General features: G+C 53.9%; 18 protein-coding genes, 2 tRNA genes and 3 rRNA genes. 9 read left to right on the plus strand and 14 right to left on the minus strand.

Going from position 1 to position 26,147, the window contains the following annotated elements; genetic code table 11:
- Positions 1-147 precede the first annotated feature (147 nt).
- The gene (locus tag C8R21_RS00080; RefSeq protein ID WP_107760819.1) at positions 148-1,371 is read left to right on the plus strand and encodes an ammonium transporter; all 1,224 of its coding nucleotides are present in this window, start codon (positions 148-150) and stop codon (positions 1,369-1,371) included.
- A 165-nt stretch (positions 1,372-1,536) separates the two neighbouring features.
- Positions 1,537-1,665: a hypothetical protein gene (locus tag C8R21_RS16260; protein WP_258192164.1), complete on the plus strand. Its 129-nt coding sequence runs from the start codon at positions 1,537-1,539 to the stop codon at positions 1,663-1,665.
- 93 nt (positions 1,666-1,758) lie between these two features.
- Here the strand turns inward: C8R21_RS16260 and C8R21_RS00090 are convergent, their stop codons facing one another.
- From C8R21_RS00090 to ttcA, 8 genes are all read right to left on the minus strand, one after another.
- Positions 1,759-2,514: a hypothetical protein gene (locus tag C8R21_RS00090; protein ID WP_107760821.1), complete on the minus strand. Its 756-nt coding sequence runs from the start codon at positions 2,512-2,514 to the stop codon at positions 1,759-1,761.
- 19 nt (positions 2,515-2,533) lie between these two features.
- Positions 2,534-4,435: a dihydrolipoyl dehydrogenase gene (lpdA, locus tag C8R21_RS00095; RefSeq protein ID WP_107760823.1), complete on the minus strand. Its 1,902-nt coding sequence runs from the start codon at positions 4,433-4,435 to the stop codon at positions 2,534-2,536.
- Between the two features lie 49 nt (positions 4,436-4,484).
- Positions 4,485-5,750 (minus strand): glutamate-5-semialdehyde dehydrogenase, encoded by a 1,266-nt coding sequence (locus C8R21_RS00100; protein ID WP_107760825.1) that lies wholly within the window; start codon positions 5,748-5,750, stop codon positions 4,485-4,487.
- A 251-nt stretch (positions 5,751-6,001) separates the two neighbouring features.
- Positions 6,002-7,018: a DNA polymerase III subunit delta gene (gene holA, locus C8R21_RS00105; RefSeq protein WP_107760828.1), complete on the minus strand. Its 1,017-nt coding sequence runs from the start codon at positions 7,016-7,018 to the stop codon at positions 6,002-6,004.
- A gap of 38 nt (positions 7,019-7,056) precedes the next feature.
- Positions 7,057-7,569 (minus strand): LPS-assembly lipoprotein LptE, encoded by a 513-nt coding sequence (locus C8R21_RS00110; protein WP_107761065.1) that lies wholly within the window; start codon positions 7,567-7,569, stop codon positions 7,057-7,059.
- Between the two features lie 41 nt (positions 7,570-7,610).
- On the minus strand, positions 7,611-10,211 hold the full coding sequence (gene leuS / locus C8R21_RS00115) for a leucine--tRNA ligase (RefSeq protein ID WP_107760829.1): 2,601 nt from the start codon (positions 10,209-10,211) through the stop codon (positions 7,611-7,613).
- A 181-nt stretch (positions 10,212-10,392) separates the two neighbouring features.
- Positions 10,393-11,778, minus strand: coding sequence for a DegQ family serine endoprotease (locus C8R21_RS00120; protein WP_258192165.1), 1,386 nt, complete (start codon positions 11,776-11,778; stop codon positions 10,393-10,395).
- Between the two features lie 86 nt (positions 11,779-11,864).
- Entirely contained in the window at positions 11,865-12,767 is a 903-nt protein-coding gene (gene ttcA / locus C8R21_RS00125; protein WP_258192166.1) for a tRNA 2-thiocytidine(32) synthetase TtcA, read from the minus strand.
- Positions 12,768-13,080: 313 nt separating this feature from the next.
- Between ttcA and C8R21_RS00130 the strand changes: the two genes are divergently transcribed.
- The 7 genes from C8R21_RS00130 to C8R21_RS00160 all read left to right on the plus strand — a co-directional run bounded on the left by C8R21_RS00130 (position 13,081) and on the right by C8R21_RS00160 (position 19,912).
- Positions 13,081-13,302 (plus strand): YezD family protein, encoded by a 222-nt coding sequence (locus tag C8R21_RS00130; protein ID WP_107760835.1) that lies wholly within the window; start codon positions 13,081-13,083, stop codon positions 13,300-13,302.
- A 122-nt stretch (positions 13,303-13,424) separates the two neighbouring features.
- Entirely contained in the window at positions 13,425-15,053 is a 1,629-nt protein-coding gene (locus C8R21_RS00135) for an alginate export family protein (RefSeq protein WP_258192167.1), read from the plus strand.
- Between the two features lie 61 nt (positions 15,054-15,114).
- Positions 15,115-16,107 carry a sulfate ABC transporter substrate-binding protein gene (locus tag C8R21_RS00140; protein WP_107760839.1) on the plus strand — a complete coding sequence of 331 codons (993 nt, stop codon included), beginning with the start codon at positions 15,115-15,117 and terminating at the stop codon, positions 16,105-16,107.
- A gap of 95 nt (positions 16,108-16,202) precedes the next feature.
- Positions 16,203-17,096, plus strand: a complete 894-nt coding sequence (locus tag C8R21_RS00145) for an EAL domain-containing protein (protein WP_107760841.1) — start codon at positions 16,203-16,205, stop codon at positions 17,094-17,096.
- 2 nt (positions 17,097-17,098) lie between these two features.
- Complete coding sequence (gene cysT / locus C8R21_RS00150) at positions 17,099-17,935, plus strand: sulfate ABC transporter permease subunit CysT (RefSeq protein WP_107760843.1); 837 nt, start codon at positions 17,099-17,101, stop codon at positions 17,933-17,935.
- Between the two features lie 16 nt (positions 17,936-17,951).
- The gene (gene cysW / locus C8R21_RS00155; protein WP_107760845.1) at positions 17,952-18,833 is read left to right on the plus strand and encodes a sulfate ABC transporter permease subunit CysW; all 882 of its coding nucleotides are present in this window, start codon (positions 17,952-17,954) and stop codon (positions 18,831-18,833) included.
- The gene (locus C8R21_RS00160) at positions 18,830-19,912 is read left to right on the plus strand and encodes a sulfate/molybdate ABC transporter ATP-binding protein (RefSeq protein ID WP_107760847.1); all 1,083 of its coding nucleotides are present in this window, start codon (positions 18,830-18,832) and stop codon (positions 19,910-19,912) included. Before cysW ends, C8R21_RS00160 begins: the two co-directional genes overlap by 4 nt.
- Before the next feature lie 129 nt (positions 19,913-20,041).
- Here C8R21_RS00160 and C8R21_RS00165 read toward each other — a convergent pair whose 3' ends face one another.
- The 6 genes from C8R21_RS00165 to C8R21_RS00190 all read right to left on the minus strand — a co-directional run bounded on the left by C8R21_RS00165 (position 20,042) and on the right by C8R21_RS00190 (position 25,936).
- Positions 20,042-20,464, minus strand: coding sequence for a quinol oxidase (locus tag C8R21_RS00165; RefSeq protein WP_219906582.1), 423 nt, complete (start codon positions 20,462-20,464; stop codon positions 20,042-20,044).
- A 153-nt stretch (positions 20,465-20,617) separates the two neighbouring features.
- Positions 20,618-20,730: ribosomal RNA gene (gene rrf, locus C8R21_RS00170) — 5S ribosomal RNA — on the minus strand.
- 124 nt (positions 20,731-20,854) lie between these two features.
- Positions 20,855-23,744: ribosomal RNA gene (locus C8R21_RS00175) — 23S ribosomal RNA — on the minus strand.
- A 372-nt stretch (positions 23,745-24,116) separates the two neighbouring features.
- Positions 24,117-24,192: transfer RNA gene (locus tag C8R21_RS00180), tRNA-Ala, on the minus strand.
- Positions 24,193-24,199: 7 nt separating this feature from the next.
- Positions 24,200-24,276: transfer RNA gene (locus C8R21_RS00185), tRNA-Ile, on the minus strand.
- A 124-nt stretch (positions 24,277-24,400) separates the two neighbouring features.
- Positions 24,401-25,936, minus strand: a 16S ribosomal RNA gene (locus C8R21_RS00190).
- The 16S, 23S and 5S rRNA genes sit together here with 2 tRNA genes alongside, the layout of an rRNA operon.
- Between the last annotated feature and the right edge of the window lie 211 nt (positions 25,937-26,147).

Genomic DNA, 26,147 nt, shown 5'->3' on the forward strand with positions numbered 1-26,147 from the left:
TCCTGCTGAGACTTTGAAGTCCCGGCATCGTATTTCTTTTTTTTATTGAAGTTCGTTTTATTGAAATGTCCCCATTGTGCTTAAGGCTATTGAGGTTCACACTGTGCCTGGGCAAGTCAGATAACCGTAAACACTATGGGGGGAAAAATGAAAAAAAGTCTCTGCATGACGCTGTGTGGCACAGCCGGTTTTTTTCTGCTGTATTTAAGTGCCTGGGCGAGCGAGGGGGGCACCGCGCCCGAGCTTAACGAGGCGCGACAGGTAGCTCAATACAATTACGTAATTCATATCCTCGCCATGTTGCTGGTGGGTTTCGGCTTCCTCATGGTATTTGTCAAAAGATATGGATTCGGGGCCACGACCGGAACATATCTGGTGGTGGCTGTCGGTCTTCCGCTTTATATGCTGCTTCGCGCAAATGGAGTATTTGCCCACGAAATTGCTCCGAACACGGTGCAGGCATTGCTTTTTGCTGAATTCGCCGTGGCGTCCGGCTTGATCGCCATGGGCGCAGTCCTCGGTCGTCTCCGCGTTTTCCAATACGCACTGCTGGCGCTGTTCCTGATTCCCGCTTATCTCTTGAACGAATGGCTGGTGCTGGATAACGGAATGGGTATGACTGAAGGATTCCAGGATACTGCGGGGTCGATCATCATACACGCCTTCGGTGCATATTTTGGCCTGGGGTTATCCCTTGCGCTGACGACGGCACGACAACGAAGCCAGCCGATTGAGTCGGATCCGACTTCTGATCGATTCGCAATGCTTGGTTCAATGGTCCTGTGGCTTTTCTGGCCTAGTTTCGCCACCGCCATCGTTCCCTTCGAGCAAATGCCGCAGACGGTAGTCAATACGGTACTCGCACTGTGTGGGGCCACGATCACCACGTACTTCTTGAGCACATATTTCCATAAAGGCAAAACCTCGATGGTCGATATGGCGAATGCGGCGCTGGCCGGCGGAGTGGCGATTGGTTCGACTTGCAATATCGTGTCGCCGACGGGTGCTTTTGGGATCGGCCTGCTCGCCGGAGCCGTCAGCGTCATCGGGTTTGTGTTCATTCAACCTGCGCTTGAGAAACGCTTCAAGATCGTTGACACCTGTGGAGTCCATAATCTGCATGGAATGCCGGGATTGCTGGGTGCATTCGTTGCTATCCTGGTCGTGCCCGGCATAGCAGTTGCCCAATTTATCGGCATCGCCTTCAGTGTCGTGCTCGCTCTGATAACGGGACTCGCCGCTGGCGCGCTCATCAGGGCTACCGGCACAACCCGTCTAGCTTACGAGGATAGTGAGGAATTCACACACACTGAAGGACCGGAAGCTACGGAAATCGATGCCATAGCATTTGAAGCCGAGACTTCAACTTAAAAGGGCGGTGGCCCTGACGCAGGGAATACCCGGAACGGTATGGTCAGGATATAACCTGCACAAGGGCCACCTCTATCCTGGTGTTGCTTCAGTATTGCAAGCACCGGATCAATCGAGTCTGACTCTGCTGATCTATCGATCTATCCGAGAATGCTCAATGGCAACTTGAGTTTGACTTTGGCCACCTATAATGCTGGCGAAAACGATGTCATCAAATACGGAAATGGGGTCCTGCTGCTTCAGGAAACCAGGAATTACCTGCCGAAGGTGCTGGATCTCCATCGCAAATATTAGACAAACAGGAAACTGTAGTAAAGGAGAATCAGGAGCGGAACTAGGCAAATTGTTCCCTTAACTCCTCCGCCTTTATCTATATAAAGCCTTTTGTTATCCAGGCAAGGGTAAATCGATAGAGTCAAGAGGATTAAGAATATTTGCTTCGAGAAAGAAATAATCCAGGAATTCCTTTACAGATTGTAATGCCCAGAATGCAAATGAACCGGAGGCCCAAGCACGAGGAAAGACGGGGGCGTTAGCAAGAAAGGGCGACAATTCAAATCTATTGGTTAACTGTCTCGCCAACTTGGCATGCTCTTTTTGCTCACAGGACCATTCTGGCCGAAAGTGTAATACCGCATTGCGAAGCTTAATAAGAGCACTAATGTTCTGAACAATTGGATCGCCATGTGGCAGTTGTTTTCCTGTCCTTATGGCAAGTACCAGTTCAAATTTCAAAAGAACCCTCTCCTTTTCTGCTAGCTCCGCAATCAACGCCGTCGCCGAGCGATTCAAACCTATGCCAGCTGCGAAAGCACTAGAACTTTCAAAGTACAATTCATTCGCATAACCTTCTAGTGAGGCAACTGCGAGTGTTACTACGCCGAGAGCATTGTGCAGCACTTCGTCCCAAAAAAGACCAACAGGCTCAGATGCATATTCCTTCTCGATTTCTCGGATTCGATCTGCAAATCGCTTTGCTGCAAGGAGGTGATGACGTGCCAAGTTCGTATAGGTCTTAGTACTCGCGGAACTGCAATTATTTATCTGAATAACAGGGTCAACGGCTAGATTTATGGTGGTCATGGATGAATTTTTAGCCTTTGATATGCGTAGAGTTTCAATTGAAGAGTCGATTAACATCATAAGTCGCCTCGACCTAATCTCACCTCTTCGGCATATAAAGATCAGTAATCGTCCCCTCCGCGATCTCAGCGGCAAAGAATACGGTTTCGGACAAAGTCGGGTGCGGATGAATGGTAAGGCCGATGTCTTCCATATCCGCGCCCATTTCCAATCCCAGTACGGTTTCGGATATCAGTTCGCCGGCATTGATGCCTGCGATGCCTGCACCAAGAATGCGTCGTGTCTTCTTGTCCAGCAGTAGCTTGGTCACGCCTTCGTCGCGGGCCATTGCCAATGCGCGGCCACTGGCGGCCCACGGAAATACCGCTTTTTCGAATTCGATACCTTGCTTCCTGGCTTCGGTTTCGGTGAGGCCCATCCAGGCGATCTCAGGGTCGGTGTACGCCACGGAGGGAATGGCGCGTGCATCGAAAGCTGCCGACTTCATCTTCTCCCCCCCGGCGATGATTTCCGCCGCCAGCTTGCCTTCGTGCGATGCCTTGTGCGCCAGCATGGGCTCGCCGGCGATATCGCCGATGGCGAAGATATGCGGGGCGTTGGTGCGCAACTGCTTGTCCACCGGGATGAAGCCACGTTCGTTCACTGTGATGCCTGCATTTTCTGCGCCAATTTCGCGGCCATTTGGCTGGCGTCCTACCGCCATCAGAATCCTGTCGTATACTTGCGGTTCGGGTGCCTCAGTGCCCTCAGTGTTGCCTTCCGATGCGCCTTCGAACGTGACCTTCAACCCTTCTTGCAGCGCTTCGATTCTGGTGACTTTGGTTTTGAGGTAGATGGCTTCATAGCGTTTCTGTATGCGTTTGTGCAGCGGCCGGATAAGGTCGGCGTCCGCCCCGGGAATCAGTTGATCCATCAATTCGACGACACTGATCCTGCTGCCGAGTGCGTCATAGACCGTCGCCATTTCGAGGCCGATAATGCCGCCGCCGATGATCAGCATGCGCTTGGGGATGTCCTCCAGCTTGAGCGCGCCGGTGGAATCGATGATGCGCGGGTCATCGTAGGGGAAGCCTGGAATGCGAGCGGCAGTAGAACCCGCGGCAATGATGCAGTGCTCGAACGACACCGTTTTTTTTCCGTCCGATGTTTCCACCTCGATCATATTGGGCGAAGTGAATTTGCCTGTTCCGCGCACCACCTTCACCTTGCGCTGCTTCGCCAGCCCCGCCAGTCCCTTGGTGAGTTTGCCGATAATGGATTCCTTCCACCCCCGCAGCTTGTCTATTTCTATGCCGGGCTTAGCGAAAGCGATACCCTGCTGTGCCGTTTCCTCGGCATCGGTGATGACTTTCGCCACATGCAGCAACGCCTTGGATGGAATGCACCCCACATTGAGACAGACGCCGCCAAGCGTGGGATGGCGCTCGATCAAGACTACATTCTTGCCGAGGTCGGCCGCACGGAACGCGGCGGTATAACCACCTGGTCCTGCACCCAGCACCACTACATCGGCATGAATATCACCTTGTGGAACCGAAGGCGCAGTGGGTGGGGCTACGGATTCGGGGGCAGGGGCAGGGGCAGGGGCAGCGGCTGAGGCCGGTGCTTCCTCTTCTTCCTCTTTTTCCGATGGAAGAGCAACGTCGGAAGCAGGCTTCTCAGCCGGCTCTTCCTGCTTGCTCACAGCAGCAGGATTGCTGGCAAATTCGGCGGTTTCAGCAGGAGCAACCGCTTCTGCTGCTGTGGGCTCCAGCATGAGTATGACCGAGCCTTCCGAAACCTTGTCGCCGACCTTGACCTTGAGTTCTTTTACCACCCCGGCTTGCGGCGAAGGAACTTCGATGGATGCCTTATCGGTTTCCAATGTAATAAGCGAAGTTTCCTTTTCCACCGGATCACCGGGTTTCACCAGCACTTCAATCACTGCCACATCCTTGAAGTCGCCAATATCCGGTACTTTTATTTCGGTAAGCTGAGCCATGAAAACCTTGTTATTTAAGCAAATAAAATTGAACCTTATTCCTGGAAACCTACTGCCGGATATGCCCGTCACCCAGGACGATGAATTTCTGGCTGGTCAATCCTTCCAGTCCCACCGGGCCGCGAGCATGGAGCTTATCGGTGGAGATACCGATTTCCGCGCCGAGGCCATACTCGAACCCGTCCGCGAAGCGGGTGGAGGCATTCACCATGACGGAACTGGAATCCACTTCGCGCAGGAAACGGCGCGCGTTGCTGTAATTCTCGGTAATGATGGAATCAGTGTGCTGGGAGCCGTAAGTCGTGATGTGTTCGACGGCCTGATCGAGACTGCTTACCACGCGCACGCTCAGGACAGGCGCAAGATATTCCGTATACCAGTCTTCCTCCTTTGCTTCCTTCATTTCCGGAATGATTGTCTGCGAGGCCGAATCGCCGCGCAGTTCCACGCCCTTGTCCAGATAGATTCTGCACAGCGGCGGCAGCACTTCCCCGGCAATATTCTCATGCACCAGCAATGTTTCGAGCGTGTTGCAGGTGCCGTAGCGCTGGGTCTTGGCGTTGTCAGCAACGCGAATGGCCTTTTCCAGGTCGGCACCTTCGTCGATATAAATATGACATACGCCGTCCAGGTGCTTGATGACGGGAATGCGCGCTTCATTCGAAATGCGCTCGATCAACCCCTTGCCGCCGCGGGGCACGATGACATCGACAAATTCTTTCATGGTGACGAGTTCACCCACGGCAGCCCGGTCGGTCGTTTCGATAACCTGGATCGCCGTTTCAGGCAAACCGGCCGTCTTAAGCCCCTCCCTGACACACGCCGCGATTGCCTGATTGCTGTGAATGGCTTCCGACCCGCCGCGCAGTATCGCTGCGTTACCCGCCTTGAGGCACAACCCTGCGGCATCTGCCGTGACGTTGGGACGCGCTTCATAAATGATGCCGATCACCCCCAGAGGCACGCGCATTTTTCCGACCTGTATGCCGGAGGGACGGTAATTCAAATCGCTTATTTCACCCACCGGATCAGCTAACGCTGCAATTTGCAGCAAACCTTCGGCCATGCTCGCTATGCTTTTGGGCGTGAGCGTCAACCGGTCTATCATTGCCGATTCCAATCCCCGTTCTTTCGCATTTTCCACGTCCCTGGCATTCGCTGCCAGCAGCTGCTGCTCTTCCCGTTTTATAGCCATCGCCATCTGTGTGAGCGCCCGGTTCCTGGCTGCGGTTTCCGCTTTGGCAATCAGGCGCGAGGCGGCTCGGGCTTCGCGCCCGAGGGAATGCATATAGGTCTTGATGTCGATGATGTCCATGTCAATGGTTCCATTCAGACAGTAAATTAAAATTGCAGGAGTAACTGGTAGTTCCGGAACTGGATTCCGGGTCAAGCCCCACTATTGTCCGGAATAAAATTAGTTAAAGTCTGGACACCCGCTTTCGCGGATATGACGGCGTCTTGACGGATCCCGCACCGGAATTCCTCACTCCGGCGTTCGCCGATGGCGAATCCAATAGCGGTAGGTCGGCTATCCTCCGTTTGTGTCAACGTTTTGCCATGCTTTAACTACTGCCGCCGTCCGATCTTCGCAAAACGCAAACCCAGTTGCAGCAACTCATCCCAGGGATCGCCGCTTGCAACGCCTTTGCCGACTCTGTCTATTTTAGCGGCATGCGACAAGGCCGATGTCAACTGTTCAAGGTTCAGGCGGTGAGCGGCGTTCTCCATTATTTTCTGTCGGTCCTGCCATACCCGAGCCTGGCTGATCAATTGCCGTAGCGGTTTCCCTGCATCGAGTCCCGTGCGAATCGCGACAAGAAGGCGGATCTGCCCCGCCAGCGTATTGACGATCAGCGGCAATGCCATGCCTTCACCCTGCAAAACCTCCAGGATGCGCGCATAGCGCGCAGTATCCCCGGCAACCATCGCATCGGATAATTTGAATGCATCATAGCGGGCGACATCGAGCACGGCATCCTTCACCTGCTCGAACGACAGCATTCCGGGCGGATAAAGCAACGCAAGTTTCTTGAGTTCCTGATAGGCTGCGAGCAGGTTGCCCTCCACCTTGTCGGCAAGAAATTGCAGCGTGTCGACATCGGCATTCTGCCCTTGCATGGCCAGCCGTTGGCCTATCCATGCAGGCAACCGACCGCGTTCTACCGGATAAACCGTAATGACTGCTCCTGCGGCATCAAGCGCCTTGAACCATCGGGTTGCCGCACCTTGCTGGTCGACCCTGGGCAGGGTAACGAGTGTGACGGTATCTGGCGGCAGGGCGCGGCAGTATTTCTCCAAAACGGCGCTGCCCTGATTGCCCGGCTTGCCCGAGGGGATGCGCAGATCGATTATACGTCTTTCGCCGAACAGCGACAGGCTGTTGCTGCACCGTTCCAGCTCTACCCAGTTGAAGTGGCTATCGACGTTGAAAATCTCCCGTTCGATATATCCGCCCTGACGCGCTTTTGCACGAATCAGGTCGGCAGCTTCGATTGCCAGAAGTAATTCGTCGCCAGATACCACATAGAGCGGCGCAAGCTGTTTCTCGAGATGCCGCGCAAGCTGTTCGGGCGCAATACGCATGCCTTCGCCTTCAAGTTACCGCGACACAGGAGCGACAGTCAGGGATTCACCTGTGGAGACTTATTCAGTTCCGCCACCTTGACTGCTCCAAGGCGTCGCACGATCTGATCTGCTGAATCACTCTGCATTTCCCGCACGAGCATTGCCTCTTCCCCCTCCTTGGCGACCACCTGCTGATTGGTAAAAGGCATGATCCGGCGCAGGGCCAGTTCATTGGTGGGAATGATTTCCTCCCCTTTGGCATCGACCAGCCGGAAGGAAACCCGGTACCGCAGTTCAAACTCCAAAACGCGTCCCCCGCCTGACACGGACATGATCTGCCTGTCATTGGTGACGCTGAGAATCTCCAGTATGGCCTGGGCCTTTTTCCGGTTGTCGACGAGGCGAGTGTTTGTGCTCGCTCTAACGAGGCGTCTGAGGTCGGTACCGATGGGATGTCCTTGCGGAAAGGAAATATAAAGCGTATCAAACGGAAGCGCTGCAGTGCCGCGCAACTGGAAGCCGCATGCCGCGAGCAAAAGACAGCATGCAAGCAACAGGATTTTTTTCATCGGCAATCCTCGAGTTCCGGTTTCTGGATCTTTCTGTGTCTTCAAATGACGATATTGATCAGTTTCCCTGGCACCATTACCACTTTTTTAACTGCTTTTCCATCCAGGAATCTTCGCACCTGTTCATTCTCCAGCGCAAGCTGCTCGATGACTACCGGTTTTGTATCTGCGGCAACCCGTATCTTCCCGCGCAACTTGCCATTGACCTGAACGATCAGTTCAATCTCATCCTGCACGAGCGCTGCACTGTCTGCTTGCGGCCACGGCTGATCGAGCAGTTCGGTTCCCGGCCTGAGTTCACGCCAGAGGGCATGGCAGATGTGGGGAACGATAGGCGACAGCAGCAGGACAATATTTTCCAGTGCTTCCTGCATCAATCTGCGCGCAGGCGGGCTCGAATCCTGCAATTTTCCGAGAGTGTTCATCAATTCCATTACGGCTGCAATGGCGGTATTGAAGGTATGCCGCCTGCCCAGATCATCGCCCACCTTGGCGATGGTCTGGTGCAGTTGAAAACGCAAGGCCCGGAGTTCAGGACTGAGACCTGCAACCGGAATTGGACCATTCACTGCGCCGCTTTGTTGCAGATGATCGTAAACCTGTTTCCATAATCGCTTCAGAAAGCGGAATGCGCCCTCTACTCCGGCATCCGCCCATTCAAGGGTCTGCTCGGGCGGGCTGGCGAACATCATGAAGAGCCGGGCTGTATCCGCCCCGTATTGCTCGACGAGTTTTTGCGGGTCGACGCCGTTGTTGCGGGATTTGGACATCGTGCCGATGCCGCCTGCTTCAACCGGCTGGCCGTCGGCGCGCAGCACTGCTCCGATTTTTCTTCCCTGCTCGTCGGTCTGGATGTCCACATCCGCAGGGTTGAAATAGACGATGCGTCCGCTTTCCGTTTTCCGGAACATGATCTCATTGAGCACCATGCCCTGAGTCAGCAGATTGACAAACGGCTCGTCGAACAGCACCAGTCCGAGATCGCGCATGACCTTGCTCCAGAAGCGCGAGTAGAGCAGATGCAGGATGGCATGTTCGATTCCGCCAATATATTGATCAACGGGGAGCCAGTAATCCACGCGTGCATCCACCATGGCGTGGTGCTGGTCGGTGCAGGCGTAACGGATGTAATACCATGACGAATCGACGAAGGTATCCATTGTGTCGGTTTCCCGGCGCGCGGGCTGCCCGCAGCGCGGGCAGGAACACTCGTAAAACGATGGCGTTTTAGCAAGCGGGTTGCCCGAGCCATCGGGTACCAGATCTTCCGGAAGCACCACGGGAAGCTGTTCATCCGGCACTGGCACTGTGCCGCACGCATCGCAATAGACGAGAGGAATGGGGCAGCCCCAATAACGCTGCCGGGAAATACCCCAGTCGCGCAGGCGGTAATGCACGCGTTTCTCGCCCATTCCCTTCTGTTGCAAGGCGCCAGCGATCGCATCCACTGCGGCCTGGAACGCGAGACCGGAGAATTCGCCTGAATCGAACGTAATGCCGTGTTCCACATATGCCTGTGCAAGCGGCACTGGCAGGTCGGAGTCGACAGACTTGATCACGGGCCTGATCGGCAGCGAATATTGGGTGGCAAACTCGAAATCGCGTTCATCGTGGGCGGGAACTGCCATCACCGCCCCTTCCCCATAGCCCATCAGCACATAGTTGGCTATCCAGACGGGCAATCTGGCCCCGGTCAGGGGATGGATAACGTACAACCCGGTATCCCTGCCCTTCTTTTCCTGGGTAGCGAGTTCCGCTTCCATCATCGCGCCCTGCCGGCATTCCTCGATAAATGCAGCAAGGGCCGGATTACTTTTCGCTGCGTGCTGAGCGACAGGATGCTCAGCCGCGACAGCCACATACGTTACGCCAAACAAGGTATCTGCACGAGTCGTAAAAACCTTCAGGTCCTGCGGCATGCCTGACTCGGGATCAGCAGGAAACCGGACTTCGACACCGAAGCTCTTGCCGATCCAGTTGGCCTGCATGGTTCTCACCCGCTCCGGCCAGCCCGGAAGCGTATTCAGCGCTTCCAGCAGCTCATCGGCATACGCGGTGATCTTCATGTAATACATCGGGATTTCGTGCTTTTCCACCAGAGCCCCGGTACGCCAGCCGCGCCCGTCGATTACCTGCTCATTGGCAAGCACTGTCTGGTCGACAGGGTCCCAGTTCACGATACCCGTCGTTCTGTAGGCGAGGCCCTTTTCCAGCATGCGCAGAAACAGCCACTGATTCCACCGGTAGTAATCCGGCTGGCAGGTGGCAAGCTCGCGGTCCCAGTCTATTGCCAGCCCCAGGCTTTGCAATTGCTTGCGCATATAGGCAATGTTGTCATAAGTCCACCTTGCCGGTGGCACATTGTTTTGCATTGCCGCATTCTCTGCCGGCAGGCCGAACGCATCCCAGCCCATGGGCTGCAACACGTTGTAACCCTGCATGCGGTAATAGCGCGACAGCACATCGCCAATGGTATAGTTGCGCACATGCCCCATATGCAACTTGCCAGAAGGATAAGGAAACATCGAAAGGCAGTAGTATTTCCGCTTTTCCGGCACTTCCACAGCCTTGAATGCGGCGGTTTGCTGCCAGTACTGTTGCGCTTCCGACTCGGTTTCCTGTGGGTGATATTTTTCCTGCATAAGCTCGGCTTTCTGCCATAAAGCTGGGGATTATACCGCGAACTCGGGCATTCCCGTGGATGAGGGGGCGCCTCCGGCGAGCCCGGAAGGAAAGCGAGGGGCTGTGTATTTTGAAGCCTCGGTGAGCGGCTAAAGAGGCTATCAGAAGCGATTCAGTTTCAGAATGTTTCAGGAAACGGATTTACCTGATCCTGATAGTCACCCTGAAGTCGCCTCGTATCAGGCTTAGAATAAGGCTTCCCTGGCTGCTGGCCTTGAGAGCAGCAAGCAACTCCTGAACCGAACGGACCTGCCGGCGATTGACGCCAATGATGAGATCACCCGGCCGAATGCCCCGCAGCCAGGCAGGACTATTGACTTCCACGTCTGTTACCATCACGCCCTCAATTCCCCGGCGGACCCCAGGTTTCAGGTTCGCCACGGTTGCGCCGGAGATCTCGGGCACGACCTCCGCACCTGCACTGGAAACCTCCGCCAGCTTGGCGATCTTTACTTTGGCAGTCAGCCGCTTCCCATTCCTGATCAACCCGAGATCCAGCGTCTCCCCGATTGGCATCAGTCCAACCTTGTTGCGCAAATCAATCGAGTTCCGCACAGGTTTTCCGTTGACAGTCGTTATCACATCGCGCGGTTTCATCCCGGCTTTTTCGGCGGGTGATCCCGACTCGACCGCACTGATGATGGCGCCTTCCGTGGAAGGCAACCCCAGTGAGGCCGCCAGGTCATGCGTAATATCTTCGCTGCTCGCGCCCAGCCTGCCGCGGCGTACCTCGCCGAAGCGCAGGATCTGATCGAGGACTGCCTTCACCATCACACTGGGGACCGCGAAGCCGATGCCGACGTTGCCGCCCGCAGGACCGATGATGGCGGTGTTGATACCGATCAGCTCCCCCTTGAGATTGACGAGAGCGCCACCGGAGTTGCCCGGATTGATGGAGGCGTCGGTCTGGATGAAGTCTTCATATCCTTCTATATCCAGTCCGCTTCTTCCCAATGCGCTGACGATGCCCGAAGTTACCGTTTGCCCCAGGCCGAACGGATTCCCGATCGCGATGACAAAATCCCCCACGTTGAGCAACTCGGAATCACCGAGGCGCAACGCCTTCAGGTTCTTGGCATCGATCTTCAGCAGGGCAATATCGGTACCCGGGTCCGTTCCCACCAGCTTCGCCTGGAATTGACGCCTGTCCTTGAGTGTCACCACCACCTGCTGCGCATCCTTGATCACGTGGTAGTTGGTCACGACATAGCCGTTGCCCGCATCCATGATCACGCCCGAGCCCACACTGCGCTCCGGGCGAGCCTCCTGCTCGGGAAGATTGAAAAAGCGGCGGAAGAAAGGATCCCGAAACAAGGGATTCTCTTCGATGGCCGAGCGCGTCACCACGGAAATATTGACGACCGCCGGGGTCACATCCTGAAGCACCGGTGCCAGGGTCGGCACACCATTTTTGGTGTCACTGAAAGGTAAAGCGGAGTAGGCTGGCAGCACAATGACCAGCAAGCCGATAAAAACCAGCCAGAGTGAAACTGATAGCGGTGAAACTGACAGCGAAGCTGGTTGCAAAACTGATCCGGGTGATTTTCTCATTTGAGGAGTGCTTTACTTGGTTTGTCCACCAGTTGCAGGGTTGGCCGAATTTAATAGATTTTTCACCCTTTGTTCAGGTTCAGGAGCTCTTCCATACCCGGTTCGAAGGGCTCGGGGTCGAATGCCCTGTCCCCATCGGCAACCGGCCCGTTCCCGGTTTTGAGTCCATGAAAATCGTAAAGCGAGGAATCGAGCAGATGCGAGGGCTGGATGTTCTGCAAAGAGCTGAACATGTTTTCCAGCCTGCCGGGAAACTTTTTATCCCATTGCTGCAGCATTTCCTTTACTGCCTGGCGCTGCATATTCTTCTGTGACCCGCACAGGTTGCAGGGAATGATCGGAAAATTTTCCATCTCCGCATAGGCAGCCAGGTCCTTCTCCTTGCAGTAGGCAAGCGGCCGGATGACGATATGCTTGCCATCATCGCTTACCAGCTTGGGTGGCATGGTTTTCAGCTTGCCGCCATGAAACAGGTTGAGAAACAGGGTTTCAAGAATATCCTCACGATGGTGACCCAGCGCGATTTTCGTTGCGCCCAGCTCGCCTGCCACGCGATACAGAACCCCGCGGCGCAAGCGTGAACAAAGGCTGCAAGTGGTTTTCCCCTCCGGTATCAGGCGCTTCACCACACTATATGTATCCTGCTCGACAATGCGGAAGGGCATGCCGACGGAAGTGAGATAGTTCGGCAATACGTGTTCCGGAAAGCCCGGCTGCTTCTGGTCCAGATTTACCGCAATCAGCTCGAATTGTACGGCTGCGTGCGCCTGAAGGCTGCGAAGGATATCGAGCAGGACATAGCTGTCTTTTCCGCCTGAGAGACACACCATTACCCGATCTCCAGGTTCGATCATATTGAAATCAGCTATCGCCGTACCCACAAGCCGTCTCAACCGCTTGTGCAGTTTGTTGACGTTATGTTGCTCCTTCCTGGACAGCATTCCCATTCCTGTCTCTATTCCCATTCCCGCTCCAACCTCTTCTCAGGATACTCATCGAGTAACGGTGCCTCTTCCTTATGTTCGCGGCTCAGTCTCGATTTCTGAAAAACTGCACTCGTAATTTTCCCAGATTGGATGCGGTTTGGACAGTGCTGCTACAGTCCCAAACATGCATCAATCGGCTTTCCCGCCTCCTTGGTCCCACTGTTCCTGTTTCCCCACCCTCAGTAACGCTATATATGCAAAAAACAGATAAGCAAATCAAATGATATTAGTTTGAATTATAAAAACTCACTGATAACGTGTCGCTTCCACAAACTCTGCAACTGTTTAGACCATGTCGGCCAGCACCGAAATTATTGATCTGGAAGAAAAGCATTATGGGCCCGGACAATCGGGCAAGCGGATACCTGTGGACGTTAAACAACGGATTCTGTATGCCATTGCAAGCATCGAGTATGGCTCGGTGGAGGTGGTAATTCATGACGGCAAGATTACCCAGATAGAGTGCCGGGAAAAAATCCGGGTGAGGCGTATCGAGGCTGGCCAGAGAAAGTGAAGGGAATAATGCAAAACCGGAAAGCCGCAGGCACGAAAGCCGACCAAATGACTGGAGGCCCAATAAAACAGATTATATCGCTACCTGACCGGGCAACCGGAAGGGCGATACAGGAGAGAGGAATGAAGTTTTATCTGGGAACAGCCATTGCGTTTGCTCTCACGGTACTGCCTTGGAGCGGGGTTCAGGCAGATGCAAACGCGATTGACACCGAAAAATTCAAAATGACCGAACAGGAAAACAGGCTTGCTCAGAACGGCGCTGCCCCTGTTGAAGGAAAAGGGAAGGCCGATCCCCCGGGAGCAAGCAGCAAATCAGATGGAAACACATCGGCTGGAAAAACAGTGGCAGCGGCAACAAAGGAGGAAAAAAAATCGACGGGCTATTTCAGGCCTTCCAGCAGCTACTCGACCCAACCCGAATCCGATCCGCCGCGCTATGTGCGCACCCTGAGCAAAACCGGCATTGAAGCTTTCAAGGACATCTACTGGCTGGAGGTGGGCATTGATCATCGTACCCGCTACGAATTCCGCAGCAACGATATACGGCGCACCGAACTCAGGCTGGACCAGCCCTTTCTGCTGCGCTCCCGCGCCTACTTCGGTATCCGCGAAATATTCGATCCGCTGCGCGGCGCCGTGGAATTCCAGGATTCCCGCCGCTACAACGGCCATTTTCCACCTGATGACCGTGATTTCAATGAGCATGACCTCATCCAGGCTTACGCCGAATTGTATTTCAAGGGCGCACTGGGTCAGGACGACCTGAAACAGCAGCGGCCGCTCAGGTTGCGCGCGGGCCGCATGGCCTATGAGGCTCTGGACCGGCGTCTGATCGGCCGCAATGAATGGCGCAATACGACCAATACCTTCGAAGGTTTTCGCATCAACCTGGGGCAGGAAGTCAACGATTGGGAGGGGGACTTATGGGCCTACCAGCCTGTCCAGCGGCTGCTGACGGAATTTGACGAGCGTATCGAGAACCAATGGTTCTATGGCGGTATCGGTCACTGGCGCAAATGGTCAGACTTTATCACGCTCCAGCCTTATTACATGGGATTGACGCAGGACGGCAGCAAGACGGGCGAAATCGACCGTCATATTCATTCTCCCGGCCTGCGGGGATACGGCAAGATAGGCGATACCGGCCTGGATTTCGATTTCAACCTGATCTACCAGTTTGGCCGGAATGGGACGCAGGAACATCAGGCCCATGCATACATTACCGAGCTGGGCTATACGCTCAAACACGCGTGGAAACCGCGTATCAGCGCCTTTTACGGTTATGCCAGCGGCGATCGCAATCCCAATGACAACGTAAATAACCGCTTTGAGCGGTTCTTCGGTTTCGCGCGGCCCTGGTCGGCGGATGATTACATCGTTTTCGAGAATATCAAATCTCCGAAAGTAAAGCTCGAGTTCCAGCCGGTCAAGGATCTGCGTATCGATGGGGGCTACAGCTGGTACTGGCTGGCTAGCGATACCGATCGCCTCAATAACCTCTTCAGAGGCAGCGGAACTAATGGAGGCGGTTTTTCCAACCGCGATGCTACGGGAAGCAGCGGTGATTTTATCGGACACAATTTCGATATCCGGGCACGCTACAAGCTGGCAAAGCACATCGACACGACCATCGGTTACTCGCATTTCACGAGCGGGAAGTTTGTGCGCAGTCGGCAAATAGCGGCGCTGGGCAGAAGCCCGGGAAGTTCGGACTTTTTTTACGTTGAAGTTGTATTGAGCGCATTTTAATTATTTGACACTTATTGATTTCACTTATTGGCTTCACTTTGCCTGAAGGAAGAGTACGAAAATGAAAACATGGATAACGACTAGCCTTGCCACAATCCTCCTGGTGGGAGGTAATGCATGGGGAGATAAAACATTATTGAATGTGTCCTATGACCCGACCCGCGAGCTGTATCAGCAGTTCAATTCGGCATTTGCGAAGCATTGGGAGGGCAAGACGGGAGAAAAAGTAGCCGTAAAACAGTCCCATGGCGGCTCGGGGAAGCAGGCGCGCTCTGTCATCGACGGGCTTGATGCTGATGTCGTGACGCTTGCCCTGGCGAAGGACATCGATGAAATCGCGGAAAAAGCCAGACTGCTGCCGACAGAGTGGCAAAAGCACTTGCCGCACAACAGCACGCCTTACACCTCGACCATCATACTGCTGGTACGCAAGGGCAATCCCAGGAACATCAAGGACTGGGACGACCTGGTCAAGCCCGGCGTTGCCGTAATCACCCCCAATCCGAAAACCTCCGGGGGCGCCCGCTGGAATTACCTCGCCGCGTGGGAATATGGGAAGCGAACGTACGGCGACGACGCCAGGGCGAAGGAGTTCGTAGCGAAGCTCTACCGAAATGTACCTGTGCTGGACTCGGGCGCGCGCGGCTCAACCACGACGTTTGTGGAGCGCGGTATCGGTGATGTCTTCATTTCCTGGGAAAACGAAGCATTCCTCGCCATCAGAGAGCTCGGACCCGACAAATTTGAAATTGTCGCACCATCCATCAGCATTCTTGCCGAGCCGTCGGTCGCGGTGGTAGACAAGGTCGTCGACAAGAAGGGTACGCGTCCCGTCGCGGAAGCCTATCTCCAATATCTCTATTCCGACACAGGCCAGGAGATTGCCGCGAAGAATTTCTATCGCCCCACCAATGCCGCAATTGCGGCGAAATATGCAAGCCAGTTTCCCGACATCAAGCTGTTCAAGATCGACGATGCGTTTGGTAGCTGGAAGAACGCGCACAAGCTTCATTTTGCCGATGGCGGCACTTTTGATCAGATTTATCAGAAATAACAACACAGACTGTACTGCCTGCACTGAAAACCGGAAAAAACATCCTGCTGACGTCCAGGAATTGACGTCCAGGAAATTTTGAAAGGAGATGGAAAGTGAGCATTTCTTCATCACAGAAAAAGGATGAATTGGCGCGCATCCAGGAAGCAACCGATTATGCGGTGACGCGAGCGGAGAATGGTTTCATCATGGGACATTTTTTCAACTGCTCGCTGTCAAGCGTATTTCAGCCGGTATTCGATGCAAAAACACGCAGTGTGGCAGGACATGCAGCTTATATCCGTTCTGTCATGAATGAGGAAAATCCATTATCACCCTGGAAAGTCCTCTCTCTCGGGGAAGGAGACGCCCCATTGGTACGTTTTGACCGGCTGTGCCGCGCAGTGCACGTGCTTAATTACTTCAGCGGGCGCTCTCATGAGGGTAATCTTTCAGCCACCGTACAGCCACGCCTGCTGGAGAGCGTTAAAGACGACCATGGCCAAGCGTTCAAAAGAATCCTCGATATCATCGGCGTGGAGACTTCCCGGGTGATAATCGAGATTCCAGCTGAGGTGAATCGCAACTGGAAGCTGCTCAAACACGTGATCAGCAATTACCGTTCGCACGGCTATCGCATAGCGATCAATCACAACGATGCCGGCGACGATTGGGTAGCGGAACTTGCCAGTCTGTATCCGCTGTATCCGGACGTAGTGCGGTTGGAAGCCTCGGTTCTTCAAAGGTTGGGAGACGCAGGGCCGCTGGTGGATGTCATTCATCGCTTTGACGCGCAGGTTTTGTTCCGTGAGATCGAAACAGCGCGGCAATTGACAGGGGCTGTGCGTGCAGGTGCTGATCTTCTCCAAGGGCGCTTTCTCGGCATGCCAGCGCAGGCGATTGAGTTTGACTTGCTCATCCCTGCTACAACGACAGGGTACCGGAGCGCGGAGGCTTCTTCCCGGCGCATCAGGACGCTGCAGCACTATATCGACGCGGCGGGGATCTGAAAATGAGCACGTTCAGGCAACACAGCGTTCTGCCCGGATTCAATCTGGCACTTGGATTTACGTTGCTTTATCTGAGCCTGATTGTTCTGATTCCAATCTCGGCGGCATTTGTTCGCACTGCAGAGCTCACCTTGCCCGAATTCTGGGATGTGGTGACGACACCAAGGGTACTGGCTTCTTACCGATTAACATTTGGCGCCTCATTCGCAGCGGCACTGCTCAATGCGATATTCGGGCTCCTGGTTGCGTGGGTGCTAGTGCGCTATCACTTTCCAGGAAAGAAGCTGATCGATGCGCTGGTAGATCTTCCATTTGCCCTGCCCACCGCGGTAGCCGGTATTGCCCTGACAGCGCTCTATGCGGGGAACGGATGGCTCGGCCAGTATCTGGAGCCTCTTGGCCTCAAGGTCGCCTTTACACCGGCAGGGGTCTTCGTGGCGCTGACGTTTATCGGATTGCCATTTGTAGTGCGAACGGTGCAGCCTGTGCTGGAAGACCTTGAACCTGAACTGGAAGAAGCAGCGACTACGCTCGGCGCGAATCGCTTGCAGACATTCCTGCGAGTCATTTTTCCCGCAATTTTTCCGGCATTGATAACCGGCTTTGCGCTTGCCTTTGCCCGTGCGATCGGGGAATACGGGTCCGTTATTTTTATTGCGGGCAACATGCCGATGATTTCCGAAATCACGCCGCTCCTGATCATTACCAAGCTCGAGCAGTACGACTATGCAGGTGCTACAGCGCTCGCCGTGGTCATGCTCGTGATTTCTTTCGTGTTGCTCCTGATCATCAACCTGCTGCAATGGTGGAGCCGCAGCCGGAGTTCATCGTCAGTATGAGCATGAGGATATCCTGATGACTGCTATTGCTCCTCCGTTGTCCGTCCCTTCAGGCCACGTGCGGCCTGTCGAGGAATCCGCGTGGGTGCGGCGGTCCCTGACCGGGCTTGCGCTGGCCTTTCTTACACTCTTTCTCTTCGTACCACTGATATCGGTTTTCTACGAAGCGCTCAGGAAAGGCTGGGATGTTTACATTGCCGCAATCACCGAGCCGGATGCGGTGTCCGCCATTCAGCTTACCCTGACCGCAGCCGCCATTGCAGTTCCGCTTAATCTGGTATTCGGCGTAGCGGCAGCATGGGCGGTTGCCAAGTTTGAGTTCCGCGGCAAAAACCTACTGGTCACGCTCATCGATTTGCCTTTTTCAGTTTCACCTGTCGTGTCCGGACTCATCTATGTGCTTATTTTCGGCTTGCAGGGTTGGCTGGGGCCGTGGCTGGAGGAACACGACATCAAGATTATCTTTGCGGTGCCCGGCATCGTACTGGCGACCCTATTCGTTACGGTTCCTTTTATCGCCCGCGAACTGATTCCCCTGATGCAGTCCCAGGGGGCCGAAGAGGAAGAAGCGGCCGTAGTACTCGGGGCGAACGGCTGGCAGATATTCTTCCGTGTAACGCTTCCCAATATTAAATGGGGCCTGCTTTATGGCGTCATCCTTTGTAATGCGCGCGCAATGGGAGAGTTTGGTGCAGTATCGGTTGTATCCGGGCATATCCGGGGAAGCACCAATACCCTGCCGCTGCATGTCGAGATTCTTTATAACGAATATAACTTCACGGCCGCCTTTGCCGTGGCGTCGCTGCTCGCACTGCTCGCCCTGGTCACATTGGCATTGAAGACTATCGTTGAATCAAAAACCCGGGAAAAACCGGAAACCGCAGGAATACAGGAATGAGCATAGAAATCCGTAATCTTTCCAAACAATTCGGGACGTTTTCCGCGCTGCGCGACGTCAGCCTGGAAGTAAAGTCCGGTGAACTGCTCGCGCTGCTCGGCCCTTCAGGATCAGGGAAAACGACCCTGCTGCGTGTCATTGCGGGACTGGAAACAACGGATACCGGCCAGGTCCTGTTCCAGGGCGAAGACGGAACGGATCAGCACGTCCGTGAGCGACAGGTTGGCTTTGTATTCCAGCACTACGCTCTGTTCCGGAACATGACCATTTTCGAAAACGTAGCCTTCGGTCTGCGTGTACGTCCGAAAAGATTCCGACCTTCCACAGCAGAGATTCAGCAACGCGTACATGAGTTGCTGAAACTGGTGCAACTGGACTGGCTGGCAGACCGCTACCCGCATCAACTCTCGGGAGGGCAACGCCAGAGAATCGCCCTGGCACGAGCATTGGCTGTGGAACCCAAGGTTCTGCTGCTGGATGAACCATTCGGCGCGCTGGACGCCAAGGTGCGCAAGGAATTACGTTCATGGCTTAGAAGACTTCACGATGAGATGCACATTACGAGTGTGTTCGTCACCCATGATCAGGAAGAGGCATTGGAGGTCGCGGATCGGGTCGTAGTCATGAACGAAGGTCGCATCGAGCAGATCGGTACGCCGGATGAGGTATACGAGCACCCGGCAAGCCCGTTCGTGTACAAGTTCCTGGGCAAGGCGAATCTTTTCCATGGACGGCTCCATCGCGGGCGCGCCTGGATAGGGGGAATCGAAATCGATGCGCCGGAGCATACCGAGGCCGAAGAGCTCTCAGCGGTGGCCTATGTGCGGCCGCATGACATCCATGTGGATAAGGTGGACAATACCTTGAATGGGGAGGGAGCAATTGCCGCGCATGTGTCCCACATTCTCTCGGTGGGCCCGATAGTTCGCCTTCAGCTGATGCGGGATGACGGCAAAGATAAGGAATTGATCGAAGTCGAAATCAGCAGGGAGCGCTTTCGCGAACTGCAGTTGACGCGAGGCGATCAGGTTTTCATCAAACCTTCCCGTTTCGATCTCTTTCCAGTGCAGATACACTGACAGGTTTGACTTATCAGGTTACGGATTTGACCGGTATTATGTCATTTCCTGGAACAAGAGGGGAACAGGAGTTCGTGCAGAAGCCATATAAAGGGCAAGCACATGAGGGCAAGCCGCAATCCAGGCCGGCTACTCAACAACCTCCAGAACACCCTCCATCCCGTGCTCCCTGTGGCTCTTGAAAAAGAGCAGCTTCTTTGGACAATAGAAAGCATATTTACCTGGCGCGGTCGGGGTAAAAGTGAATGTTTGGGACTCGCGGCTGAGATCCTCATCGATCGAGATATTCGCTTTGGGAGCCTTGAGCACCAAGCCGTGAGGGATGACGCCCTGTTCTACTCGAACCACAAGCATGACAGGCGCGTTGACTTTGACGATGATATGTCGGGGTCGGAAAAAATAGTCGCCCGCCCGGATATTCACATGTTGCACGCCATCACTGCTTATCGTTGCCCGGTAGGGTTCATTCTCTGACTGCGCGGCGACACGCCCCGCTGTGAAGCTGATCACCAGCACCAGTAACAGAGATAAAAATCGGTGGAATAAAAACACTGTAGTTTCATGATGATATCCTCGCCTGATGATCTCCTTGTCATGGAATGCTGAAATTCGACGGGGAAACTTGCACATGCAAGAATACGCTGGTTCCGACACAACAACAAAAAAGCCCCGACTCACAAGAGTCGGGGCTTTTTTCTATAAGGTGCCTGGCAGTGACCTACTTTCGCATGTGAAAACACACTATCATCGGCGCGACTTCGTTTCACGACCCTGTTCGGGATGGGAAGGGGTGGGTCCAAAGTGCTATGACCGCCAAGCGTAACTTTTAATGGTATCCGACAAAAGCAGTAGACAGCTCTGGCTTTTATCGAAAACCGCAATCTTGAAGAAGTAAATGGGACGATTGTATCTTATAAACACCTTGTTATTGCTTAAGGTTATAGGATCAAGCCGCACGGTCAATTAGTATCGGTTAGCTTAACGCATTACTGCGCTTCCACACCCGACCTATCAACGTCGTAGTCTTCGACGAACCTTTAGGGGGGTTTAACCCCCGGGAAGTCTCATCTTGAGGCGAGTTTCCCGCTTAGATGCTTTCAGCGGTTATCTCTTCCACACTTAGCTACCCGGCGATACGACTGGCGTCATAACCGGTACACCAGAGGTGCGTCCACTCCGGTCCTCTCGTACTAGGAGCAGGTCCTCTCAAACTTCCAACGCCCACGGCAGATAGGGACCAAACTGTCTCACGACGTTTTAAACCCAGCTCACGTACCACTTTAAATGGCGAACAGCCATACCCTTGGGACCGGCTACAGCCCCAGGATGTGATGAGCCGACATCGAGGTGCCAAACTCCCCCGTCGATATGAACTCTTGGGAGGAATCAGCCTGTTATCCCCGGCGTACCTTTTATCCGTTGAGCGATGGCCCTTCCATACAGAACCACCGGATCACTATGACCTGCTTTCGCATCTGCTCGACTTGTCAGTCTCGCAGTCAAGCACGCTTTTGCCATTGCACTATCAGCACGATTTCCGACCGTACCTAGCGTACCTTCGTACTCCTCCGTTACACTTTGGGAGGAGACCGCCCCAGTCAAACTGCCTACCATACACGGTCCCCGATCCAGATAATGGACCCAGGTTAGAACCCCAACAACACCAGGGTGGTATTTCAAGGTTGGCTCCATGAGCTCTAGCGAGCCCACTTCAATGCCTCCCACCTATCCTACACAGATGTTGTCAAGGTCCAATGTAAAGCTACAGTAAAGGTGCACGGGGTCTTTCCGTCTAGCCGCGGGGAGATTGCATCTTCACAAACATTTCAACTTCGCTGAGTCTCAGGAGGAGACAGTGTGGCCATCGTTACGCCATTCGTGCAGGTCGGAACTTACCCGACAAGGAATTTCGCTACCTTAGGACCGTTATAGTTACGGCCGCCGTTTACCGGGGCTTCGATCAAGAGCTTGCACCCCATCACTTAACCTTCCGGCACCGGGCAGGCGTCACACTCTATACGTCCACTTTCGTGTTTGCAGAGTGCTGTGTTTTTATTAAACAGTCGCAGCCACCATTTTTTTGCAACCCCCTTCCGCTTCACGCGCGAGGCGCTACACGTACAGAGGGCACACCTTATCCCGAAGTTACGGTGTCAATTTGCCGAGTTCCTTCTCCTGAGTTCTCTCAAGCGCCTTGGAATTTTCATCCCGCCCACCTGTGTCGGTTTGCGGTACGGTCTTCGTTCAACTGAAGCTTAGTGGCTTTTCCTGGAAGCAGGGTATCACTCACTTGGCACCCCGAAGGGTGTTTCGTTATCACGCCTCAACTAAGCCGCCCGGATTTGCCTAAGCAGCACGTCTACACGCTTCAACCGGGACATCCAACACCCGGCCGAGCTAACCTTCTCCGTCCCCACATCGCATTGAACAAAGGTACTGGAATATTAACCAGTTTCCCATCAGCTACGCATTTCTGCCTCACCTTAGGGGCCGACTCACCCTGCGCCGATGAACGTTGCGCAGGAAACCTTGGGCTTACGGCGAGGGAGCCTTTCACTCCCTTTATCGCTACTCATGTCAGCATTCGCACTTCCGATACCTCCAGCAGCCTTCTCAAGCCACCTTCGCAGGCCTACGGAACGCTCTCCTACCATCTACACTTGCGTGTAGATCCCTAGCTTCGGTGCACAGTTTGAGCCCCGTTACATCTTCCGCGCAGGACGACTCGATCAGTGAGCTATTACGCTTTCTTTAAAGGATGGCTGCTTCTAAGCCAACCTCCTGACTGTTTTAGCCTTCCCACTTCGTTTACCACTTAACTGTGTCTTTGGGACCTTAGCTGAGGGTCTGGGTTGTTTCCCTTTCGACACCGGACGTTAGCACCCGATGTCTGTCTCCCACGCTCGCACTCTTCGGTATTCGGAGTTTGCCATGGTTTGGTAGGCCTAAACGGCCCCCTAGCCATAACAGTGCTCTACCCCCGAAGGTGATACGTGAGGCACTACCTAAATAGTTTTCGGAGAGAACCAGCTATTTCCAGATTTGTTTAGCCTTTCACCCCTACCCACAGCTCATCCCCTAATTTTTCAACATTAGTGGGTTCGGACCTCCACGAGGTGTTACCCCCGCTTCATCCTGGCCATGAGTAGATCATCTGGTTTCGGGTCTACACCCAGCAACTGATCGCCCTATTAAGACTCGCTTTCGCTATGCCTCCCCTATACGGTTAAGCTCGCTACTGAATGTAAGTCGCTGACCCATTATACAAAAGGTACGCAGTCACGGAACAAGTCCGCTCCCACTGTTTGTATGCATGCGGTTTCAGGATCTATTTCACTCCCCTCCCGGGGTTCTTTTCGCCTTTCCCTCACGGTACTGGTTCACTATCGGTCGATTACGAGTATTTAGCCTTGGAGGATGGTCCCCCCATATTCAGACAGGATTTCACGTGTCCCGCCCTACTTGTTCCAATCCTAGTTCCACACTCAAACTTTCGCCTACGGGGCTATCACCCACTATGGCCCGACTTTCCAGACGGTTCGACTAGTTCGAGTGCTAAAAATTGGAGGCTGCTCCCATTTCGCTCGCCACTACTCTGGGAATCTCGGTTGATTTCTTTTCCTCTGGCTACTTAGATGTTTCAGTTCACCAGGTTCGCCACGCTTGGCCTATATATTCAGCCAAGGTTGACCCTTGCGGGCCGGGTTTCCCCATTCGGACATCTCCGGATCAAAGCTTGTTTGCCAGCTCCCCGAAGCTTTTCGCAGGCTTCCACGTCCTTCATCGCCTGTAATCGCCAAGGCATCCACCACATGCACTTATTCGCTTGATCCTATAACCTTAAGGGCTTTAGAAACCGAATCGGATATCGTTGAAAAACCGACTCCTCTTCATCTTCCAAACCGGTGGTTACAGGTGTTTGCTTCGCATCACATCCGACTAAAAATGCGATACGTCGATACAATCTAACCCATTATTCCGTTCCTTGAAAAACGCAATCCACTTAAGGATAACGTATCCATGGATACGGAATATTTACTTCTTCCAGATTGTTAAAGAACGTCGGGAACCGAATACAAGAATTCAGGGTTGAATAAAACAACCTCGAAAACCTGAATGCTCCCGAAATACAGCCGCTGGTTAAAAACCAGAAGTAAACCTTTCCGTTTACTTCTGGCTTCTAATAGGTAATTGCTTTTCTGATTGGTGGAGGTGAACGGGATCGAACCGATGACCCCCTGCTTGCAAAGCAGGTGCTCTCCCATCTGAGCTACACCCCCTTTTAGTTGGTGGGTCTGGGTGGACTTGAACCACCGACCCCACGCTTATCAAGCGTGTGCTCTAACCAACTGAGCTACAGACCCTGAACAGAGCCTGGAAACAAAGATATGGGCCTTTTGTGGTTCTCAAGCCTATTTCCTTAGCCCCCTAGCCTTGCTTTTCTAAACAACCGATAGGTTGTGGGCACTCAAACAGGAATTTCTCTAGAAAGGAGGTGATCCAGCCGCAGGTTCCCCTACGGCTACCTTGTTACGACTTCACCCCAGTCATGAATCTCACCGTGGCAGGCGCCCTCCTTGCGGTTAGACTACCTGCTTCTGGTGGAACCCACTCCCATGGTGTGACGGGCGGTGTGTACAAGACCCGGGAACGTATTCACCGCGACATGCTGATCCGCGATTACTAGCGATTCCGACTTCACGGAGTCGAGTTGCAGACTCCGATCCGGACTACGACGCGCTTTCTGAGATTAGCTCCCCCTCGCGGGTTGGCAACCCTCTGTACGCGCCATTGTATTACGTGTGAAGCCCTACCCATAAGGGCCATGAGGACTTGACGTCATCCCCACCTTCCTCCGGTTTGTCACCGGCAGTTTCATTAAAGTGCCCAACTGAATGATGGCAATTAATGACAAGGGTTGCGCTCGTTGCGGGACTTAACCCAACATCTCACGACACGAGCTGACGACAGCCATGCAGCACCTGTGTTGCCGTTCCCTTTCGGGCACACCCACCTCTCAGCGGGATTCGGCACATGTCAAGGGTAGGTAAGGTTTTTCGCGTTGCATCGAATTAATCCACATAATCCACCGCTTGTGCGGGTCCCCGTCAATTCCTTTGAGTTTTAATCTTGCGACCGTACTCCCCAGGCGGTCAACTTCACGCGTTAGCTGCGTTACCAAGTCCGTTAAGACCCGACAACTAGTTGACATCGTTTAGGGCGTGGACTACCAGGGTATCTAATCCTGTTTGCTCCCCACGCTTTCGTGCCTGAGCGTCAGTGTTAACCCAGGGGGCTGCCTTCGCCATCGGTGTTCCTCCACATCTCTACGCATTTCACTGCTACACGTGGAATTCCACCCCCCTCTGCCACACTCTAGCCTTGTAGTTTCAAACGCAGTTCCCAGGTTAAGCCCGGGGATTTCACATCTGACTTACAAAACCGCCTGCGCACGCTTTACGCCCAGTAATTCCGATTAACGCTCGCACCCTACGTATTACCGCGGCTGCTGGCACGTAGTTAGCCGGTGCTTCTTCTTCCGGTACCGTCAGTAGTCACGGGTATTAACCGTGACCGTTTCGTTCCGGCTGAAAGAGCTTTACAACCCGAAGGCCTTCTTCACTCACGCGGCATGGCTGGATCAGGGTTTCCCCCATTGTCCAAAATTCCCCACTGCTGCCTCCCGTAGGAGTCTGGGCCGTGTCTCAGTCCCAGTGTGGCTGGTCGTCCTCTCAGACCAGCTACTGATCGACGCCTTGGTAAGCCTTTACCTCACCAACTAGCTAATCAGACATCGGCCGCTCCAAAAGCGCAAGGTCTTGCGATCCCCTGCTTTTCTCCTCAGAGATTATGCGGTATTAGCACACCTTTCGGTGCGTTATCCCCCACTTAAGGATACGTTCCGATGCATTACTCACCCGTTCGCCACTCGCCACCAGGGTTACCCCCGTGCTGCCGTTCGACTTGCATGTGTAAAGCATGCCGCCAGCGTTCAATCTGAGCCAGGATCAAACTCTTCAGTTCAATACTGGTAAAACTCTCGCTTGACGTTATTCGATTCTGTTTCTCCCGAGTGATCGGGATGATCAGAATCTTGGTACGTTGTGCGAGCACTTCTATTCTTGGAACTGACTGTTTCGCCTGAAAGGCGAAACAGTCGTATGTCCCGTTCAAGTGCCCACACCTATCGGCTGTAAATTTTTAAAGAGCGATGCTGGCTAACAAACTTTGTTAC

The organism is Nitrosospira multiformis (assembly GCF_003050865.1).
GTDB classification, from domain to species: Bacteria; Pseudomonadota; Gammaproteobacteria; order Burkholderiales; family Nitrosomonadaceae; genus Nitrosospira; species Nitrosospira multiformis_E.

Coding starts and splice junctions, on each gene's coding strand:
- C8R21_RS00080 (WP_107760819.1), top strand. CDS start 148: ATGAAAAAAAGTCTCTGCATGACGCTGTGTGGCACAGCCGGTTTTTTT.
- C8R21_RS00090 (WP_107760821.1), bottom strand. CDS start 2,514: ATGATGTTAATCGACTCTTCAATTGAAACTCTACGCATATCAAAGGCT.
- lpdA (WP_107760823.1), bottom strand. CDS start 4,435: ATGGCTCAGCTTACCGAAATAAAAGTACCGGATATTGGCGACTTCAAG.
- C8R21_RS00100 (WP_107760825.1), bottom strand. CDS start 5,750: ATGGACATCATCGACATCAAGACCTATATGCATTCCCTCGGGCGCGAA.
- holA (WP_107760828.1), bottom strand. CDS start 7,018: ATGCGTATTGCGCCCGAACAGCTTGCGCGGCATCTCGAGAAACAGCTT.
- C8R21_RS00110 (WP_107761065.1), bottom strand. CDS start 7,569: ATGAAAAAAATCCTGTTGCTTGCATGCTGTCTTTTGCTCGCGGCATGC.
- leuS (WP_107760829.1), bottom strand. CDS start 10,211: ATGCAGGAAAAATATCACCCACAGGAAACCGAGTCGGAAGCGCAACAG.
- ttcA (WP_258192166.1), bottom strand. CDS start 12,767: ATGGGAATAGAGACAGGAATGGGAATGCTGTCCAGGAAGGAGCAACAT.
- C8R21_RS00130 (WP_107760835.1), top strand. CDS start 13,081: ATGTCGGCCAGCACCGAAATTATTGATCTGGAAGAAAAGCATTATGGG.
- C8R21_RS00135 (WP_258192167.1), top strand. CDS start 13,425: ATGAAGTTTTATCTGGGAACAGCCATTGCGTTTGCTCTCACGGTACTG.
- C8R21_RS00140 (WP_107760839.1), top strand. CDS start 15,115: ATGAAAACATGGATAACGACTAGCCTTGCCACAATCCTCCTGGTGGGA.
- cysT (WP_107760843.1), top strand. CDS start 17,099: ATGAGCACGTTCAGGCAACACAGCGTTCTGCCCGGATTCAATCTGGCA.
- cysW (WP_107760845.1), top strand. CDS start 17,952: ATGACTGCTATTGCTCCTCCGTTGTCCGTCCCTTCAGGCCACGTGCGG.
- C8R21_RS00160 (WP_107760847.1), top strand. CDS start 18,830: ATGAGCATAGAAATCCGTAATCTTTCCAAACAATTCGGGACGTTTTCC.